This window comes from Paenibacillus pasadenensis (assembly GCF_023715725.1).
In the GTDB taxonomy this organism is placed as follows: Bacteria; Bacillota; Bacilli; order Paenibacillales; family Paenibacillaceae; genus Paenibacillus_O; species Paenibacillus_O pasadenensis_A.
In genome coordinates this window covers 369,478-387,645 of the sequence record NZ_JAMBOT010000001.1, presented here as the reverse complement: position 1 = coordinate 387,645, position 18,168 = coordinate 369,478, and the positions used below count along the sequence as shown (strand labels likewise).

Below are 18,168 nucleotides of genomic sequence, written 5' to 3'. Positions count from 1 at the left end.
GACCCGTAAACGGAACCTTTTTTGAAAAAGGCTCCGTTTGCGGGTCGTTGCGTTTGAACCCGTTTATGTGCAAATGAGCTTAAACACGTTGCACAAACGGATTAGCACTAACCTCTTGCGCCACCAGCAGCCGAGCTGCGCTTCAGGCAGTCCAGCAGGGTGCGATTAAATGTCAGCTGATCTGCGGCGTAATTGTCCGTGTATCGATTGAGCATCCGCACGCCGACTGCGTTGTATTCCGGGTAAACGACGCAATGGCAGCCGGCTGCTCCGGTCGCATAGTACCAATCCTCCTGAAAATACCACCCAAAGAGGCGTTTGCCCGCATCCTCCGACGATTGAAGAGCGGCATATAAAGCAAACACCTCATCCGGCAAAATTCGCTCGCCGCGAATCAGCCCCTTTTTGAGATGCAGATATCCCCACAAGGCGAGATCCAGCGCACTCGTATATAGATTTCGATCATGGCCTTCATCGGACTCGATCCGTACAGAGGAATAATGCCCGTCCGCTTGAAAATCGCAGACAAGCTCTTTTTTAGGAGATGAAGCCCATTCAGTTAGATTTAATTCAAGAGGGGTGAACAGACGCTCGGTTAACAGCTGCGCAATGGTTTTGCCCGTAATGGCCCGGATAACTTTACCCGCGAGTTCTTCTCTTTCCATTCTGTCTTTCCCGAAATATTTTGCGCCTGATTTGGTCGCTAGGTCGCGGATTGTTACTTCTCCGAGCTCGCTCCTCGGAATATCCCGCACAACCTGGTGAACAGGCGTCTCCAATGGAATGCGGCCTTCCGTTACGGCAATTGCCGTCGCTAAGCCTATGTAGGTTTTTCTTGTGGAGTAGAGGTTGAACATGGAGTCTGCCGTAACCGGGCGGGCTCCTTTTTTGAAATGATGAAAGCCGTTGTACCATTCCAGCACAATGTTGTCGCCCTGGATAACAACTAATGAAGCGGCGGATGAGCGCAATTCGTGTTTTGTTTTTTGCGTGAGAGCTAACAGAGGATTGAACGTCGCGGATGGATTGGCTTTGAGTATATCCATGATCTCATCTCCTATTAAATGGTAACGGACCAAGTCTAATCGTATCACCTCGATGGAATAATTGGCGAAGTCCAAAAACAGACGTTCGTATTTTTTTGAGCTAGAGAGATTGCAGGTTAAACGCGCTTTCGCCTCCTTTTCCAAAACAAAGAACTTGTTTAACCTCGGTTGTTCTTGGAAATTCGTACATTTAGGTAACTTTAGTTAAATTAAACCTTTACCAGACCAAATGGGATAAAGTAATGTATGTTAAATAATGGATGATTACTGCGCATGAGGAGAATGCCGATGCTGAAGCTGAACTATTTGTTTAACAATGAGGATTTGGCCAAAATGCTTATAGAAAACTGGGAGTACGACAAGGAATCAATCGAGCTGTTTCGATCCTATCGAATCTCCTCTAATGCCGTTTATCCTTTTAAATTTGAAGGAGATACCCAGTTTCTGAGATTCGCTCCTGCGCCGGAAAAAAGCAGAGAAAATAGTTTAGCGGAGCTCGATTTTATTACTTATTTGAGGGCAAGAGGTTATGGGGCTTTAGAGGCGGTTGCATCTGAAAACGGGGAATATTTTATGGAGGCTGAAACGCCGTGGGGGCGTTATTATGCTTCCGTCTTTAAACGTGTGTCTGGCGTGCAGATGAATGAGGTTGGCGATGACATCGTATTTAGCTACGGAAAAGCATTGGGGAAGCTGCATCAATTATCGAGCGAGTATACACCGGACGGCTGTCAGAGATGGACCTATCGTGATGTGCTGGCCTGGATTCAAGAGGTTTTAACCGATTTTCCCCATGAAACGGCAGCGTTAATGGAGGCGGAGCGGCTGAAGAATTATTTTTCTTCGATCCCGATGACAAAAGAAAACTTCGGACTCATTCATTATGATTTTGAATACGACAATGTTTTTTATGATGAAGAAACGGGCTCTTGCAATGTGATTGATTTTGATGACTCCATGTATCACTGGTACGCGATGGACATTGATCAGGCGCTGGATAGCTTGGCAGAGTATGTACCTGCTGAAAATTATAACGATAAACGAACGTGCTTCTTAAACGGATATCGGACTGAGTTTGCGATTTCAGAGGATTATTCAGCCCTTATTCCGGCATGCAGAAGGTTCGCTGCTTTGTACGGATACGTCCGCTGTCTTCGATCCATGGCCGAAAGGTGGGAGCATGAACCGGAATGGCTGGTGAATCTGAGAGCAAAACTGACGAAGTCGATGGAAAAGAAGGCAAGTTATTTTGGCAACGCGAAAGTGAACGGATGAACGTCACGACCGAGAGATTAATCATTCGCAGGTTCAATTACGAGGATTGGCCTGCGGTGCTGGAGTACACATCCAATCAGACCGTCATGAACTATATTCCGGAAGGAATTCAAGATGAAGCGGCGGTTAAGCGGTTTGTAGAGAAGAACATCGGCGATGAAGCCGGGAACTTCCCTGTTGTTTTAAAAGATGACGGAACACTTATCGGCCATATTGTGTTTCACCGTTATTTTGGCGAGCATACGTTTGAAATCGGGTGGGTGTTCAATCCCCGGTTCTATCATCGAGGGTACGCATCGGAGGCGGCATTAGCCATCCAGCCGGAAAACGTGCCGTCCCATCGGTTGATGGAGAAAATCGGCATGAGACGTGAAGGCCATTTTCAGAAATGCATTCCCCATGGCGATGAGTGGTGGGATGAGTATTATTACGCTATTTTGCGGGAAGAGTGGAATTCCAGGGAGGCGAAGGAATGAGCTCCGTTCAGACCGTAATTAAAAAGTTAAAGCTGGACGTCTTGAACATTGAAGATGTTCCGGACTCGTTCAGCTCCGAAGTCTATAAGCTTACGCTTTTTAACCGGGAAAACGTGTATGTGAAGATTCCATTTAATAAGGATAAATTATTCCGTGAGCTTAAGGTGCTGGAAATATTGAAGGGAGTTTTACCTGTTCCCGAGGTGCTGGATGTTTGGGATGGGGATGAAAACATCAGCGGGGCTATGCTGTTAGCCGAAATCCGAGGTGTTCCGTGCCCGAAGCAAATCGATGAGCAGCTTGCTTTTAAAATCGGAATGTATCATGCGATGCTGCATGAGGTGAAAGCCCCGGGCTACGGGAATTATGGAAAAGACGGAGTCAGGCTGCTGGAGCACAACGATTGGAGGCTGCATATCAAAAGAAATTTTGAAATGTGGGAAGAGCCCTGCAAAGAGATTCTTGAACCAGAATTGTACGAAGCATGCTTGAGCCGTTTTGAAGTTCTGTTTGCTGCATTGCCGGAACCCGACGGGCCATGCGTTGTACATATGGATTTTAGACCAGGCAATATCTTAGTAAATGGAAGCGAGGTTGCGGGAATAATCGATTTTGAGAGCGCCCGCGCTGGATCTTCCGAGGTCGATTTTACGAAAGTGAACCGGTATATTTGGCAAGTGAACCCGGGGACAAAAGAAGCTTATACGGCAGGATATCAAACGGTTCGCCCTATGCTGGACCTGGAAACGGTGCTGCCCTTTTTTGATATTTATGATGCGTTCAGTGCTATTGTCTGGTGCAAAAACCGGGGCGTCGAAAAAAACCAGTCATTCCTCCAAGAAAATATAGACTTGCTGAGTAGAGGGTGAGAAAGGTGTAAATTCGGTATGCTTCCGAGGAGATAACGTATCGTTTTGAGAATCGTTTAAAAAGGCATGCCTGTTAAAACACACTACGTCACGGGACACAAATCATCCGCACCCCATAACTTGGATAAAACCCCTCCTTGTTGCCCAGAATAAGGTCATTCTGGATAAGGGAGGGGTCTTTCTTGTTTGCTTTTAAACAGAGCAAAGGAAAATCGGCGGGAAACAAGGGCAGCGGCGGGCCAAAGCCCCCTCCCTTGGGCAGAAGAGTGACGTCAACCCCGCTTAGCGTGTCGCTGGCGGCCAATGCCCATGCAATCCGGACCCAGTTCGGCGAGTCATCCGACCTGCGACTGCGTATTACGGCATCTCCGGCGGCGCCGGGAATTAAGCTTGCTATCCTGTATTTGCAAGGCATCGTCGACGAAACGAGCATCCGTGAGGATATTCTCGACAAGCTGCAGTTCGCCCACGCCGACGAAGAGACGCATGGACGAGGCTCAAAGGAACGGCAAATGCAAACTCTCGTCCACCGGCTCCGCACGGAAATTATTACGGCGCCTCTCACCGAGCCGGTGACGACGCTGGAGCGCGCGCTGGATGCGCTGTTGCTCGGCTGCTGTCTTGTGCTCGTGGATGGGAGCAGCGAAGCATTTGCGACTGATGCGGCTGGCGGTGCGGTACGGGCCGTTACCGAGCCGACCTCGCAGACCGTTATTCGCGGTCCGCAGCAAGGCTTTACGGAGTCGCTGGAAACGAATATCGGCCAGATCCGGCGCATTATCCGCTCGGAGCAAATGATTGTGGAAACGCAGCGGATCGGCAGACAGACCTGCACGCAGGTTGCGCTGATCTATATGAAAAACACGGTCCGCATGGAGTTTGTAGAGGAAGCGCGCAGCAGACTGGCGGCTATCGATATCGACGGGATCATCGACAGCGGTTATATTGAGGAGTTTATTCAGGATAAAACCTTTACTCTTTTTCCGACGGTCATTCACTCGGAACGCCCTGATCAGGTGTCGGCTTATTTGCTGGAGGGCCATATCGCCATTATTTCGGACGGAAGCCCGTTTGGACTGATTGCCCCGGTTACGTTTTTCCGCTTTTTTCAATCGCCGGAGGACTATTACCAGCGTTTTGACATCGCGAGCTTTTTGAGAATGCTTCGGATGAGCGCATTCCTGCTGACGATTCATCTGCCGGCGCTTTATATTGCCATTACAACGTTTCATCAGGAAATGATGCCGACCAACTTGCTGATTACTCTGTCTGCGCAAAGAGAGGGCATCCCTCTGCCGGCGCTGGCCGAAGCGCTGCTGATGGAGCTAATATTCGAGGTGCTGCGGGAAGCGGGCGTGCGGATGCCGCGGGCGATCGGTGCGGCGATATCCGTTGTAGGCGCGCTCGTAATCGGCACGGCGTCGGTACAGGCTGGACTTGTGTCGGCGGCAATGGTTATCATCGTGGCGCTCACGGCGATGTCGAGCTTTGTCGCTCCCCAGCTCAATATCGCCAACTCAGCCAGGCTGATGCGCTTCTTGTTCATGATTAGCGCCGGCATGCTCGGTTTTGTCGGCATTATTTCGCTTGACCTGATCTTTATCATCCATCTGGCGGGACTGCATTCATTTGGCATTCCGTATTTAGCGCCGATGGCGCCATGGGTCAAGGGCAGCTGGAGAGATACCATATTCCGGATGCCGCGCTGGGCAATGCCGCTCCGGCCTGCGATGACGCATCGGGGAGCCCGTAAGCGCGTTGCGGGCGGCAAGCCAAAAAGCCAGCAGCAGGAAGCGCCGCAAAGCCTGCCGCCGGAGCTTCCGGGCCAGCAGCAGCCGAGCAGTATGCAAGGCAGCGGCCAGGGCCAGCAGCCGGGAAGCGGCCAAGGCCAGCAGCCGGGAAGCGGCCAGAGCCAGCAGCCGGGAAGCGGCCAAGGCCAGCAGCCGGGAGGCGGCCAAGGCCAGCAGCCGGGAAGCGGCCAAGGCCAACAGCCGGGCAGCGGCCAAGGCCAGCAGACGGGAGGCGGCCAAAGCCAGCAGCCGGGAAGCGGCCAGGGCCAACTGCCCCAAGTTGCTCCTGTGGATCATAAGCGCCAACCAAACGAGCAGCGGGGTGAGCAGCAATGAAGCGGTCCTATGCAAAAGGTACAATGTCCGAATGGAGTTTGCTCCGCCGCAGCTTGGCTGCGCTTCTGCTGCTCCTGCTGCTTGGCGTTGCGGGCTGTTGGGACCGGCAGGAGCTTAACGAGCTGGGCATTATTTCGGCCACGGGCATTGACATTACGGACAGCGGCAGGTGGAAGCTCAGCTACCAGCTCGTCATACCAAACGCGATTTCATCGCAAGGCGCGTATGTCGGCTCATCCGCTTCGCCGGTCAATGTTTTTACAACGGAAGGAGACAGCTTCCGAGGCGCAGTGAACAAAGCGACCCAGGAGATGTCCCGCCGTCTCTATTTTAGCCATAACCAGATCGTCATCGTCGGGGAAAAAGCCGCCCGCAAAGGCATTGCGCCGCTCATCGAGGCCTACATGCGCAATGGGGATTCTAGGGAAACGGTTGCCATTTTTGTTACCGAGGGCACCGCCAGAAAGGTTTTAGAACAGCTGCTTCCGCTGGAAAAAATTTCGGGCGCGGGCATTAACCGGCTCATTGGGCTTGAAGAAAAATACGGCGGAAATTTCAGGGCCATGACCATGTTCGAGCTTGGCCAGTCCATGCTCGGACCGGTTCACGTGGGGGGCGTAGCCGGCATTGGGCTGCGAGGAAACGGTGACCCGGTAGACAGCGTTGACGCCGCCAAAGCCACGCATACCGGCACTAAAGTGCGTCTGCAAAAGGTGGCCATATTCAAGGAGAACCGCATGATCGGCTGGATGACGTCGCACGAGAGCCGGGGCATCCTGTGGGCCAAAGGCTGGGTCAAAGAAACAAGCGTGTCTTTTGCATGCGAAGGGGAGCGCCTGAAAAGAAACAGCATTCGTATTCGCCAGAAGAAGGGTAAAATTACGCCTATTAAACAAGGCTCAAGCTGGCTGATGCGAGTTGAGGTAAGCGGAGAAGGCGCGCTCATGGAATACAATTGTCCGGGGGATATGAGCAAACCTGGAAATTTGCGCCCAATTGCCGAACGGATCGAGCAGGAGCTGAAAGACGATATTGAAGACAGCATTAGAGGAGCCCAAAGTCTTCATGCGGATATTTTCGGATTTGGCAATCTGCTGCTTAAGCAGCATACCCGGGAATGGAAAAAAATTCATAAAAACTGGAATGAACAAGGGTTTCCTAAGATTGAGAGCGAGGTTATCGTAAAAGTTAAAATAAACAAAACGGGACGGAGCGTCAATTCCTACAACAACACGATCAAAGAAATGCATGACAAGGAGTGATCCGGTTTGAAGGAAACAGGGAATATAAGCGCGGGACAGCTCGCCATTTTTCTCTTCATGTTCAGCATCGGAAGCACGCCTATGTTCCAGCTCGGCATCAAAGCAGGCCAGGATTCCTGGATAGCGCTATGCCTCGCCGCTGTTGCCGGATTCGGCATGTTATGGGTGTACCGGACCTTGCAAAACAGAGCCCCGGAAGAGGACATCGCAGGCCTGTACAAGCTGCATTTTGGCAAAATTGCAGGCACGGTGCTTGGTCTCGGTCTCAGCATACTGCTTGCCTATGAATCGATGCGGAACGTGCGTGATTTTGGAGAGCTGACAAGCAGTACGCTGCTGCCGCAAACGCCGATGTGGTGCGTCATGCTCTTAATTACCGCAATCGCTTATTACACCGTATCCAAAGGGGTATTCACTTTTTTTCGGATTACGCAAATTTTGTTTCCGATGCTGCTGGGAAGCTACACGCTGATGATGTTTCTGCTGCTTGTATCAGGGCTGATTGATTACAAACAGCTTCGTCCCGTGCTGGAAAACGGTTATGAGCCGGTGCTGAAAACCGCTTTCCCCGACCTGCTGTCTTTTCCGTTCAGCCAGGTCGTCGTGCTGCTTGTGTACTGGAAGTATACGGCAGGTAATAACAAGGCCGGCGTGGCAACTTACAGCTCCTATATCGCTGTATCCATCTTTCTGGTGGCTGTAAACGCGGTCATTATGATGGTGCTCGGTCCGGCTGTGGCATCGATTAAGGCGTTCCCTACGCTGGAGGCGGTGGAGCTGATCCGGCTGTTCAATTTTATTGAACGTCTGGATATTCTCGTTACGCTGCTGTTATACATCGGCTTGTATATCAAAATCGCCGGCATGTATTTCTCGGCTGTGCTGCTGCTGCGTTCCGCCTGCGGAGTGCCCGTGCAGGTTGCGGCTTTGATTTACGGGCCCATTATATATGCCATGAGCTTTATGGAGCCGACTAACACCTTCCATCTATGGGCCGGACTTGAAGTCTCGGTGAAGTTTACGCCTATCTACCACATTGCAATTCCATTAATAATGCTTCTGATCGGGTTTAAATGGGTTAAGCGAAAGGCGGAGCGGCAAAAGCCGAGCGGGCCGCAGGCGCCGACTCAGCCCCAAGCTTCAACTCAAACACAGTTCCAGCCGCAAACCCAGCCGCAGTCCCAGTCGCAATCACAACCGCAATCACAGGCTCAACCGCAGCCGCAGTCCTAACAAAACCAGCCGCTTTCGCCAAAGATCGACAGCAACCCGTTGCAAATAGCGCCTCCTCTGTTATAATGGCACTATTGACAACCGCATAGCTGGGGAGCTGGCGAACGCCGGCTGAGAGGGGAGAAGCATCCCGACCCGTAAACCTGATCTGGATAATGCCAGCGTAGGAACCGTATGCAGCCGTATCATGCCGCCGCCCGTACCGGGTTGGCCGCAGAGCGACCTGTGATCTCATCAAGACGTCTTCCTCGAGGAGACGTCTTTTTTGCGTGGGATCGTGCGTGAGCTAGTTTCTCAGACTATAGCGGTACATAGAAGAAAGCAGGGGAAAGACATGGGGAAAAGAAACAACTGGATGAAAGCGGGAGGTTTGCTGACACTGGCGCTGACGCTTGGATTGGCGGGCTGCGGCGGCAACGAGGCAGGCAACACGGGAGGAGCCGGCAATGCGGCGAATGAGCAGCCTGCCGCAAGCGAAGCTCCGCTCCAGAAAATCAAGGTTGTGCTGGACTGGACGCCAAACACGAACCATACGGGTCTGTACGTGGCGCGGGATAAAGGGTATTTCAAAAATCACGGCCTTGACGTAGAAATCGTGCAGCCGCCGGAGGGGACGGCCGCAGATACGCTCGTGGCTAAGGGAGAAATTGAATTCGGCGTCGGTTATCAGGAAAGCCTGACGACGGCGCGCACGCAGGGGCTGCCGCTCGTTTCGCTGGCGGCAATCATCCAGCACAATACGTCGGGTTTTGCGTCGCCGGAGGCAAAGGGAATCAAATCTCCGAAGGATTTTGAGGGAAAAACATACGGCGGCTGGGGAGCACCGGTGGAGCAGGAAGTAATCAGCTCGCTCATGCAGGAGCAGGGTGCGGATGTAAACAAAGTGAAAATCGTTAACTTGGGGAACTCGGACTTTTTCACGGCGGTGAAACGCGATATTGATTTTGCCTGGATCTATTACGCGTGGACAGGCGTTGAAGCCGAGCTGCGCGGCGAAAAGCTGAATATGGTGTATTTGACCGATTTTAGCGACAAGCTGGACTATTACACGCCGCTCCTGCAGACGAACGAAACGATGATTGCGGAGAAGCCGGAGCTGGTGAAGGCATTTGTAGCCGGAGCTGCGGAAGGGTACCAGTATGCGATTGATAACCCCGAAGATGCAGCTGAAGTGCTGATCAAGGCCGTTCCGGATCTGGACCCCGAGCTCGTGAGAGCCAGCCAAAAGTGGCTGAGCCCAAAATACCAGGATGATGCGCCGCGCTGGGGCGAGCAGAAGGCGGAAGTGTGGAACAATTACGCCGACTGGATGTTCGAGCACAAGCTGCTTGAGTCCAAGCCGGATTTGGCGAAGGCGTTTACGAACGATTATCTGCCGCAGAAGTAACACCGGGACGAGAGAGGAGAAACCGTTATGGCAAACGCGCTAGTAAGCATTCAAATATTGCCGAGCACGCCGGGAGGAGAAAGCGTCCTGCCGTACGTGGACCGTGCAATCGAGATTATTAAAGAGTCGGGCTTCCCTTATCGGGTGGCGCCGCTGGAAACGACGATGGAGGGCGAGCTGCAAGGGCTGCTTGCTGTTGTGGCGCGTATGAGCGAGGCCATGGCGGAAATGGGCTGCGCCTCGGTTATTTCCCAAGTGAAGATTTATTACAATCCGGTTCACGGCGCTTCGATGGATCGCCTGCTGGAAAAATACCCGGATGGAAAGTAAACGCATAAATCCGGCGTTCCGCCAAGGAGCCGGGTTGGCGAGCATGCGGGCCGTCTGGCCCCCTCTGCTTGTCTTGGCGTTGCTGTTGCTCATTTGGGAGGCGGCGGTGAGGCTGTGGAACGTGGAGCCTTGGCTGCTGCCGGCTCCAAGCCGAATCATGCTGGACGCCTGGGAGGCGCGGGAGCGCTTGGCCGGGCATACACTGGCGACGCTGCGGCTGACGCTGCTCGGCTTTGCGGGAGGAACGGCGGCGGGCTTTGCGCTCGCCGCTTTGCTGCATCTGCTGCCGGTGCTTCGCTCCGGCGTGTATCCGCTGCTGCTGCTGTCGCAAAATGTGCCGCTCATCGCGCTGGGGCCGCTGCTTGTTGTCATGCTCGGCTTCGGACTGCTGCCCAAGCTGCTGCTCGTTATGCTTGTCTGTTTTTTTCCGGTGTGTATCGCTATGCTGGGAGGCTTGGGCGGCAGCGATCCCGCTCTGGACCGGTATTTGCGGATGATCGGCGCGGGACGCTGGAGGAGGTTCGTGAGCCTGGAGCTGCCCGGCTCAGTTACACATCTGTTTTCCGGCCTGAAGCTCGCGGCTTCGTACAGCGTTACGAGCGCTGTCGTGGCGGAATGGATCGGCTCGGATAAAGGCATCGGAATTTTTATCCTGCTGTCGTCCAAAGGGTTTAAAACCTCGCTTGTATTCGCCGGCGTCGTAATCGTTGTGCTGCTCAGCCTGCTGCTGTTTGCGGCAGTAAGCGGCACGGAACGGCTGGCGCTGCGCTGGCGGCCAAGGAAGGAGGGAGCGGCATGAGCGTACTGGAAATAACGGGTTTGCGCAAGTCGTTCCCGCAGGGATCAGGCGTCATAGAAGTGCTTGGCGGCGTTAATCTGTCGGTCGGCCAGGGCGAATTCGTCTCGCTGCTTGGCCCGTCCGGCAGCGGCAAATCGACGCTGCTAGGCTTGGTTGGCGGTCTGGAGCAGCCGGATGCGGGTGAAATCCGCATTGGCGGTGAGCCGGCGGGCAGCAAGCCCGGACCGGCTGCCTACATGCCGCAGCAGGCGGCGCTGCTCCCTTGGCGCACCGTGCAGGGCAACATTGAGCTGGCTTTGCGCATCTCGGGCCGGAGCAAACCGGAGGCGCGGGAGCTTGCCGTTGAAGGGCTGCAGCGGCTCGGTCTGGAGCGTTATGCGCGCGCCTATCCGCATGTGCTGTCGGGCGGCATGCAGCAGCGCATCTCATTTTTGCGGGCGCTGCTTTCACCGCAGCCTCTTATGCTGCTGGACGAGCCGTTCGGCGCGTTAGACGCATTGACGCGTCAGGAAATGCAGCAGTGGCTGCTGTCGCTATGGGAGCAGGACCGCCGCTCGGTGCTGTTTGTTACGCACTCGATAGAGGAGGCGCTGATGCTCTCTGACCGGATTGTCGTGCTGTCGGCCTCCCCGGCGGTTGTCGTCCGGGAGCTGCAAGTGACGTTTCCGCGTCCCCGCAGCGAGAAGCTGTGGAGCGAGCCGCGTTTTGGCGAGCTAAAGGCGGAGCTGTATGCGGCGCTGCGCAGCTTGGAGAAATCGGTATAGCAGTCTGGATGGACGAGCCTGGGCGCAACGGCTGGAGCCGGGACTGGAGCTGGAACGCATTAAACCAACATTGGACAGGAAGCGGGAATGAACATGGATAACGGGCTCATCGAGACGCATATTCATCTGGAAAAATACCCGAAGTCGGAAAGAGACGCCATGCTGGAGGAAGCGCGGCAAGGCGGCGTTGAAGCTATCGTAGCCGTTTCGATGGATATGGCCTCCTGCGAGCGGACGCGGGAGCTTGCGCTGGAATACCCCGGATTTGTGCTGCCCGCCTACGGCTGGCATCCGGAGCAGCCGCTAGCTGAGCCGGACGAGCTGGAGGCGCTGATCGGCTGGATTCGGGAGCGCCATGCGGCGGGCGAGGCTTTTGCGGTCGGAGAGGTCGGCCTGCCCTACTATACGAGGACCGAGCTGGAGGCGGCGGGAGAAACCTTTGACGAGAGCGGATATGTGCAGATTTTGCGCCAATTCGCATCGCTGGCCGCCGAGCTGGATCGCCCGCTCATTTTGCATGCCGTATATGAGGACGCGTCGAAGGCAGCGGCCGTGCTGCGGGAGTTCGGAGTGAAGCGGGCGCATTTCCATTGGTATAAAGGCGATGCGGAAACGACGCGGCTGCTGGCGGAAGCGGGATACATGATTTCGTTGACGCCGGATGTGCTGTACGAGCCGGAAATTCAGGAGCTTGCGGCTCATTATCCGCTAGAGCAGCTGATGACCGAAACGGACGGCCCATGGCCGTTTGAAGGCCCTTTTGCCGGTCAGGCTACACATCCGCTTATGATGCGGAGCTCGATACAGGAAATTGCCCGGCTGCGCGGGCTTGGCGAGCAGGAGACGGCAGCTGCGCTGGCAGACAATGCGCGCCAGTTTTACGGGCTGGAATAGGAGTTAGGCGGAAAAGGCGGCTCTCAAGCTTTCAAGCTTGGGGCCGCTTTTTTGGCGTTGGAATCCGCAAGTGGCCGGTATCGAAGCCGGTTTCAATCTGACCCCGAATCTGTTTAAATGAAATAGAGGCGGGGCGGAGTCGACTGCCCTGCGTTTTTTGGAAGAGGGGGCTTGCCTGTGAGTCAAGGCTACATGATCGGTACCGATATCGGAACGACAAGCACCAAGTCCGTCCTGTTTACGCTGGACGGCAAAGTGAAGGCGATGCATCATGTGGAATATCCGCTGCACTCGCCTACCCCGGACACGGCGGAACAGAATCCGGAGGAGATTTTCGCAGCTGTAACCGAAACGATCCGGGAAGTGATTCGGGCTAGTGAGGCGGACGGAGCGGATATCAAACTTGTCTCATTTAGCGCCGCAATGCACAGCCTGATTGCGGTTGACGGCAGCGGCCATCCGCTGACGCCGTGTATCACCTGGGCGGACAGCCGCAGCGCCCGCTGGGCTGAAATCATCAAGCGCGAGCATAACGGCCATGAGATTTATATGCGGACCGGCACGCCGATCCATCCGATGTCGCCGCTTTGCAAGCTGCTCTGGCTGCGCCAGGAGCAAAACGATATTTTCCGCCAGGCATCCAAGTTTATCTCGATTAAGGAATATGTGTTCCATAAGCTCTTCAGGGAGTATGTTGTGGACCATTCCATCGCTTCGGCGACCGGACTGTTCAACATTCATGAGCTGGAGTGGGACGAGGGCGCCCTGCAGGTAGCGGGCATTACGGCGGACAGGCTGTCGCGGCTCGTTTCTACACGCCACGTCATGACCGGACTAGACAAGGAGCAGGCGGAGCGTTTGGGCTTGCCGGACGATGTTCCTTTTGTCGTTGGAGCGAACGACGGCGTCCTGTCCAATCTCGGCGTTAATGCCATTGAGCCGGGCGTTGTAGCAGTGACAATCGGGACGAGCGGGGCGATTCGCACCGTGACGGACCGGCCGCGCGTTGATCCGAAGGGCCGCATTTTCTGTTATGTGCTGACTGAGGACAAATGGGTTATCGGCGGACCGGTTAACAACGGCGGCATGATTTTCCGCTGGGTGCGGGATCAGATTGCCACGCTGGAAAAGGAAACGGCGCTCAGCGAAGGCCGCGATCCGTATGATGTGCTGACGGAAATTGCGGCGCAGGTGCGGCCCGGCTCGGACGGCCTTATTTTTCATCCGTACATGGCAGGTGAGAGAGCGCCGCTGTGGGATTCCAATGCCCGCGGCTCTTACTTTGGGCTGGGACTGCATCATAAAAAGGAGCATCTGATCCGCTCCGCGATGGAAGGCGTTATTCTTAATTTGTACACGGTATTTTTAGCGCTGCAGGAGCTGATCGGCCAACCCGGCAAAATCCAGGCGACGGGCGGCTTCGCCCGTTCCGAGCTGTGGCGCCAAATGATGGCGGATATTTTCAGCCAGGAGGTCCATGTGCCGGAAAGTGTGGAAAGCTCTTGCCTTGGAGCAGCAATACTTGGCCTGAACGCGATCGGCGAGGCCGACTCTCTCGACGTAGCCGCCGGGATGATCGGCAGTACGTACCGCCATGAGCCAATAGCGGAAAATACGGAAATTTACGCAGAAATCACCCGAATCTATATCCGGATTTCCCGGCTGCTGGAGCCGGAGTACAAGAGCATCGCTGATTTTCAAAACAAGTGGGTGTAGTTGAGCTTAACCGCTGTCTGAAGCGGTCAGGTAATCGGGACGGTATGGAGCATTGGCTCTGTATCGTCTTTTTGTATGTTCAGCCAAGCCGGGTATATGTTAGTATTTTCTAAATTAGCGCGCTGCTGAAGCAGCAGAAGCATACCTGGAGAGCTATGGCGGCATAAGCCGGGCAAACAAGCAGAGGGAGCGTGAAGCGATGATACGCGAAATTTTGCCGTTTGGCGACAGTTCGCTCAGAAGCCGGTGCCGGGACGCTGATCCGGCCGACCCGAGAACGCATAAATACTTAGATGATTTGAAGGATACGCTTTATGCCAAAGAAGGGCGCGCGGGGCTGGCGGCACCGCAGATCGGGCTGCTGCGTCGGCTCATTGTGATGGACTGCGGCGAAGGGCTCATTGAGCTGATCAATCCCCAATTGCTGCATGCTTCCGGTCAGCAAGAGGGCCGCGAGGGCTGTCTCAGCCTGCCAGGTTACTTCGGACATGTAAAACGGGCTGCCGAGCTGCGCGTCCGCACGCTGAACCGGGCGGGTGAAACGGTGGAGCTGGTGGCTCAAGGGTATTTGGCCCGCTGTATTCAGCATGAGATGGATCATCTGGACGGCGTGCTTTATGTGGACCATGTGCGGGACGGCTGGCTGTATGAAGAGCGGAGCGGACGCAAGGTGCCGCTGACGCCGTTTCTGTCCATGAGCCGCGGCTTGCGATAGAGGAATCGGATTGGCCGGGATTGCCGGAGAGTAGACGCAGGCGGGTGCTTCAACGGCGGAGCTCCTTGCAGGATGAAACTTTATTTCGCCCGGGTTATAATGGAAAGGACAGGTTCAGTTTGCAGAAGGGGGACAGCAGCATGGGCAAGGACAACGCCAATGTGCCGGGCAAGGCCGAAACGGCGGCGAAGGACTACTCCAAGTATTTTGATTTTTCAAATGCAAAAGTTATCCGCGAAGAAGAAGGAAAGACCACATACCGCATCAACGGGCGAAACATTCAGGTGAACAGCGCCCCTTCCTACCGGGACGAGAAAAAGCGCGGCAAAGCCGAAATTGAGGTTCTTAGAGACTTCGGCATCCCGGAAAATATGGCGGAGTTCGGGCGCGGCAAGTTTTATACGATCCGCACGTACGGCTGCCAGATGAACGAGCATGACACAGAGGTTATGCGGGGCATGTTCGAAGCGATGGGTTACTCGCCGACGGACGATTACAACCAATCCGATATTATTCTGCTCAACACATGCGCCATCCGCGAGAATGCGGAGGACAAAGTGTTCGGCGAGCTCGGCCATCTGAAAACGCTCAAAACGGAGCGGCCGGGCCTCATGCTCGGCGTTTGCGGCTGCATGTCGCAGGAGGAATCAGTCGTCAGCCGCATTATGCAAAAGCATGGTTTTGTTGATTTGATCTTCGGAACGCATAATATCCATCGTCTGCCGGAGTTGCTTCAGGAGGCAAGCTTCAGCCGCGAGCTGGTCATCGAGGTATGGTCCAAGGAAGGCGACATTATCGAAAATATGCCCAAAAAGCGCGAAGGGATGCGCGCCTGGGTCAATATCATGTATGGCTGCGACAAGTTCTGCACGTACTGCATCGTGCCTTATACCCGCGGCAAGGAGCGGAGCCGCCGGCCGGAGGACGTGCTGGCGGAGGTGCGTGATTTGGCGCGCAAGGGCTTCAAGGAAGTTACGCTGCTGGGGCAGAACGTTAACGCCTATGGCAAGGATTTTGAGGATATGGAATACCGCTTCGGCGATTTGATGCAAGATATCTCGAAGATTGACGTGCCGCGCATCCGTTTCACTACGTCCCATCCGCGCGACTTCGACGATCATCTGATCCAGGTTCTAGCGCAGCGCGGCAATCTGGTGGAGCATATCCATTTGCCGGTGCAATCGGGCAGCACAGAGGTGCTCAAGCGGATGAGCCGGAAATATTCGCGCGAGACGTACCTTGAGCTTGTGCGCAAAATTAAAACGGCCATCCCGGACGCGGTGCTGACCAGCGATATTATCGTCGGTTTTCCGGGTGAGACGGAGGAGCAGTTCGAGGACACGATGTCGCTTGTGCGCGAGGTGCGATTCGATTTTGCGTATACGTTCCTCTACTCTCCGCGTGCAGGCACGCCTGCAGCCGATATGGAGGACAACGTGCCGGAGGAAGTCAAAAAACAGCGTTTGTACCGGCTGAATGCGCTGCTGGCCGAGATCGCCCGCGAGGCGCATGAGGCGCTGAAGGGACAGGTCGTTGAGGTGCTCGTTGAGGGCGAGAGCAAAAACCGCTCCGAGGTGCTTTCGGGACGGACGAGAACGAACAAGCTCGTCCATGTGGAAGGGCCGAAGTCGCTGATCGGGCAATTCGTGCAGGTTAAGGTGACGGACGCTCAAACCTGGTATATCAAAGGCGAGCTCGTGAGCGACGAGAGCAAAGCCGTATAGGTTTCAGATTGGCCAGGTTTTGTACAGGCAGGCAGCCCGTTGGGCTGTCTGTTTTTGTTATTCTGGCTTCATTCACGAGGCGATTCTGTCGACATAGTAGAAACTGGCGAAATTCTGAGCGAGCGTGTCAGCTCTGCGGACACGTTTTTTTGTTCCGCTCGTTCGCATTCATGACATAAAAGAGAGGGTTACAATAACGATGAGTTTTCGATCTCGATTCGCATTAAACCTCGCTGCTGTTGCTGCTGGCGCTGCTTTATTCTCCGGGCTCGCAGCAGTGGACGCCGGAACGGCGGAGGCTGCCGAAAAGACCTTTGCGTATACAGACAAAGGCTCGTCCTTTGTGCCGCTGCGGGCGCTGAAGCAGCTTCCCGGATTCAGCGTGGAATGGAATTCCGCGAGCAAACAGGCCGTTATCACCGAAGGCGGCGTCAAAGCAACTCTTTCCATCGGTCAAAAAACGGTCTCCATAAGCGGCAAATCCCGCACATTATCTCAAGCGCCTTTCACTGAAAATGGAACGGTATTTGTGCCGCTCAGGTTTATCCTTGACCAGTTCGGAGTCACGGTAAAATGGAAGCCGTCTGCCGGAGCTATTGTACTGGAAAAAGCAGGTGAGCAACTAAAAGTGCCGGAGCTGCCCCGCGGTTCGATCAGTCTCGCACGTAAGCCGGTTTCGGTGGTAAGCAAAACGATCCAAACGGGCGGGCGGAGCTTCTCTATTCAGGTGGCAACGGTGTCGCTGCTTGACCCGCGGGTAGATCTGGAGGTCGCGGCTGCAAAGGATAAAGCCGGCCGTACCGAGGAGCTTGCTTCCATTGCAAGGCGGGGCGGAGCTCTGCTTGCGGTGAACGGGACTTTTTTTGATGCGTATACCGAATCCGCCACGAAAAACCCGTACGGCTATCTGTTCAACGGCGGCAAAATGCTGTACAAAAGCTCGGGCGACAAAAAAACGGTGGTCACTTTTGATTCCAACATGCTCACCGAGCTGATGGGCGGCGCATCCTTTGAAGAACGGATTCCGGAAGGAACGATAGACGGAGCGCTGCAGGCCGGTCCGCGTCTGCTTGTGGATGGCGCAGTTAAGCTGGACCCTAAGGGCGAAGGATTTCGCGATCCGAAAATACTTACCGGCGGAGGCGCACGCAGCGCGCTTGGCGTTACTCGCGATCACAAGCTGCTGATCGCTACCGTTGGAGGCGCGACCATTCCGCAGCTTGCGGGCATTATGAAAGCTGCCGGTGCTTGGCAGGCGATGAATCTGGACGGCGGAGCCTCCAGCGGTTTGTACTACAACGGGGGTTATTTAACCCGCCCGGGCCGTCTCCTCAGCAACGCTTTGCTCGTGCGTGTGGACTGAGGGAAGAATGCAAGAAGGCCGCTTTGGAGGCTTATGCAAATATTTTAGCGAGTAAAAAGATTCATTTTTCGCAAACTATATCCATAGTTCTAAAGCCTTGCCTGCAGCTGCGGGTAGGGCTTTTTACATGAAAGGGGAAAGGTTACCGTGGGCGGAATGGAGTTGTGTCCCTTTTTTTGATACAATAGA

The 18,168-nt window shown here is 54.7% G+C and carries 16 protein-coding genes and 1 riboswitch; of the genes, 15 read left to right on the top strand and 1 reads right to left on the bottom strand.

Annotated features, from left to right (window positions below; translation table 11 throughout):
* Positions 1–107: 107 nt before the first annotated feature.
* Positions 108–1,046 (bottom strand): serine hydrolase domain-containing protein, encoded by a 939-nt coding sequence (locus tag M3223_RS01825; protein WP_251558359.1) that lies wholly within the window; start codon positions 1,044–1,046, stop codon positions 108–110.
* A gap of 288 nt (positions 1,047–1,334) precedes the next feature.
* Here M3223_RS01825 and M3223_RS01820 point away from each other — a divergent pair, with 288 nt between their 5' ends.
* The 15 genes from M3223_RS01820 to M3223_RS01750 all read left to right on the top strand — a co-directional run bounded on the left by M3223_RS01820 (position 1,335) and on the right by M3223_RS01750 (position 17,979).
* Positions 1,335–2,321 carry a phosphotransferase enzyme family protein gene (locus tag M3223_RS01820; protein WP_251558357.1) on the top strand — a complete coding sequence of 329 codons (987 nt, stop codon included), beginning with the start codon at positions 1,335–1,337 and terminating at the stop codon, positions 2,319–2,321.
* A complete protein-coding gene (locus M3223_RS01815; protein ID WP_251558355.1) occupies positions 2,318–2,797 on the top strand; it encodes a GNAT family N-acetyltransferase in 480 nt (159 codons plus the stop codon). Before M3223_RS01820 ends, M3223_RS01815 begins: the two co-directional genes overlap by 4 nt.
* Entirely contained in the window at positions 2,794–3,666 is an 873-nt protein-coding gene (locus M3223_RS01810) for a phosphotransferase family protein (protein ID WP_251558353.1), read from the top strand. The genes M3223_RS01815 and M3223_RS01810 overlap by 4 nt, the downstream gene beginning before the upstream one ends.
* A gap of 182 nt (positions 3,667–3,848) precedes the next feature.
* Positions 3,849–5,792 carry a spore germination protein gene (locus M3223_RS01805; RefSeq protein WP_251558350.1) on the top strand — a complete coding sequence of 648 codons (1,944 nt, stop codon included), beginning with the start codon at positions 3,849–3,851 and terminating at the stop codon, positions 5,790–5,792.
* Entirely contained in the window at positions 5,789–7,054 is a 1,266-nt protein-coding gene (locus M3223_RS01800; RefSeq protein WP_251558348.1) for a Ger(x)C family spore germination protein, read from the top strand. The genes M3223_RS01805 and M3223_RS01800 overlap by 4 nt, the downstream gene beginning before the upstream one ends.
* Before the next feature lie 6 nt (positions 7,055–7,060).
* Complete coding sequence (locus M3223_RS01795) at positions 7,061–8,287, top strand: GerAB/ArcD/ProY family transporter (protein WP_251558346.1); 1,227 nt, start codon at positions 7,061–7,063, stop codon at positions 8,285–8,287.
* A gap of 80 nt (positions 8,288–8,367) precedes the next feature.
* A riboswitch (TPP riboswitch) is annotated at positions 8,368–8,475 on the top strand.
* Between the two features lie 146 nt (positions 8,476–8,621).
* Positions 8,622–9,674: an ABC transporter substrate-binding protein gene (locus M3223_RS01790; protein WP_251558343.1), complete on the top strand. Its 1,053-nt coding sequence runs from the start codon at positions 8,622–8,624 to the stop codon at positions 9,672–9,674.
* A gap of 27 nt (positions 9,675–9,701) precedes the next feature.
* Positions 9,702–10,004 carry a thiamine-binding protein gene (locus M3223_RS01785; protein WP_251558341.1) on the top strand — a complete coding sequence of 101 codons (303 nt, stop codon included), beginning with the start codon at positions 9,702–9,704 and terminating at the stop codon, positions 10,002–10,004.
* Positions 9,994–10,803 carry an ABC transporter permease gene (locus M3223_RS01780; RefSeq protein WP_251558339.1) on the top strand — a complete coding sequence of 270 codons (810 nt, stop codon included), beginning with the start codon at positions 9,994–9,996 and terminating at the stop codon, positions 10,801–10,803. Before M3223_RS01785 ends, M3223_RS01780 begins: the two co-directional genes overlap by 11 nt.
* The gene (locus M3223_RS01775; protein WP_251558336.1) at positions 10,800–11,567 is read left to right on the top strand and encodes an ABC transporter ATP-binding protein; all 768 of its coding nucleotides are present in this window, start codon (positions 10,800–10,802) and stop codon (positions 11,565–11,567) included. The genes M3223_RS01780 and M3223_RS01775 overlap by 4 nt, the downstream gene beginning before the upstream one ends.
* Positions 11,568–11,654: 87 nt before the next feature.
* Positions 11,655–12,461, top strand: a complete 807-nt coding sequence (locus tag M3223_RS01770) for a TatD family hydrolase (protein ID WP_251558334.1) — start codon at positions 11,655–11,657, stop codon at positions 12,459–12,461.
* A gap of 192 nt (positions 12,462–12,653) precedes the next feature.
* Positions 12,654–14,177 carry a gluconokinase gene (gntK, locus tag M3223_RS01765; RefSeq protein ID WP_251559781.1) on the top strand — a complete coding sequence of 508 codons (1,524 nt, stop codon included), beginning with the start codon at positions 12,654–12,656 and terminating at the stop codon, positions 14,175–14,177.
* A gap of 199 nt (positions 14,178–14,376) precedes the next feature.
* Positions 14,377–14,892 carry a peptide deformylase gene (gene def / locus M3223_RS01760; RefSeq protein ID WP_251558332.1) on the top strand — a complete coding sequence of 172 codons (516 nt, stop codon included), beginning with the start codon at positions 14,377–14,379 and terminating at the stop codon, positions 14,890–14,892.
* Positions 14,893–15,032: 140 nt separating this feature from the next.
* Positions 15,033–16,616 (top strand): tRNA (N6-isopentenyl adenosine(37)-C2)-methylthiotransferase MiaB, encoded by a 1,584-nt coding sequence (gene miaB, locus M3223_RS01755; protein WP_251558330.1) that lies wholly within the window; start codon positions 15,033–15,035, stop codon positions 16,614–16,616.
* Between the two features lie 199 nt (positions 16,617–16,815).
* A complete protein-coding gene (locus M3223_RS01750) occupies positions 16,816–17,979 on the top strand; it encodes a phosphodiester glycosidase family protein (protein WP_251558328.1) in 1,164 nt (387 codons plus the stop codon).
* Positions 17,980–18,168 lie beyond the last annotated feature (189 nt).

Excerpts from the sequence above, each read along its gene's own strand:
- M3223_RS01815 (WP_251558355.1), top strand. The coding sequence starts at position 2,318 with ATGAACGTCACGACCGAGAGATTAATCATTCGCAGGTTCAATTACGAG.
- M3223_RS01810 (WP_251558353.1), top strand. The coding sequence starts at position 2,794 with ATGAGCTCCGTTCAGACCGTAATTAAAAAGTTAAAGCTGGACGTCTTG.
- gntK (WP_251559781.1), top strand. The coding sequence starts at position 12,654 with ATGATCGGTACCGATATCGGAACGACAAGCACCAAGTCCGTCCTGTTT.
- M3223_RS01825 (WP_251558359.1), bottom strand. The coding sequence starts at position 1,046 with ATGGATATACTCAAAGCCAATCCATCCGCGACGTTCAATCCTCTGTTA.
- M3223_RS01770 (WP_251558334.1), top strand. The coding sequence starts at position 11,655 with ATGAACATGGATAACGGGCTCATCGAGACGCATATTCATCTGGAAAAA.
- M3223_RS01775 (WP_251558336.1), top strand. The coding sequence starts at position 10,800 with ATGAGCGTACTGGAAATAACGGGTTTGCGCAAGTCGTTCCCGCAGGGA.
- M3223_RS01785 (WP_251558341.1), top strand. The coding sequence starts at position 9,702 with ATGGCAAACGCGCTAGTAAGCATTCAAATATTGCCGAGCACGCCGGGA.
- M3223_RS01800 (WP_251558348.1), top strand. The coding sequence starts at position 5,789 with ATGAAGCGGTCCTATGCAAAAGGTACAATGTCCGAATGGAGTTTGCTC.
- M3223_RS01780 (WP_251558339.1), top strand. The coding sequence starts at position 9,994 with ATGGAAAGTAAACGCATAAATCCGGCGTTCCGCCAAGGAGCCGGGTTG.
- M3223_RS01820 (WP_251558357.1), top strand. The coding sequence starts at position 1,335 with ATGCTGAAGCTGAACTATTTGTTTAACAATGAGGATTTGGCCAAAATG.
- M3223_RS01790 (WP_251558343.1), top strand. The coding sequence starts at position 8,622 with ATGGGGAAAAGAAACAACTGGATGAAAGCGGGAGGTTTGCTGACACTG.
- def (WP_251558332.1), top strand. The coding sequence starts at position 14,377 with ATGATACGCGAAATTTTGCCGTTTGGCGACAGTTCGCTCAGAAGCCGG.
- miaB (WP_251558330.1), top strand. The coding sequence starts at position 15,033 with ATGGGCAAGGACAACGCCAATGTGCCGGGCAAGGCCGAAACGGCGGCG.
- M3223_RS01750 (WP_251558328.1), top strand. The coding sequence starts at position 16,816 with ATGAGTTTTCGATCTCGATTCGCATTAAACCTCGCTGCTGTTGCTGCT.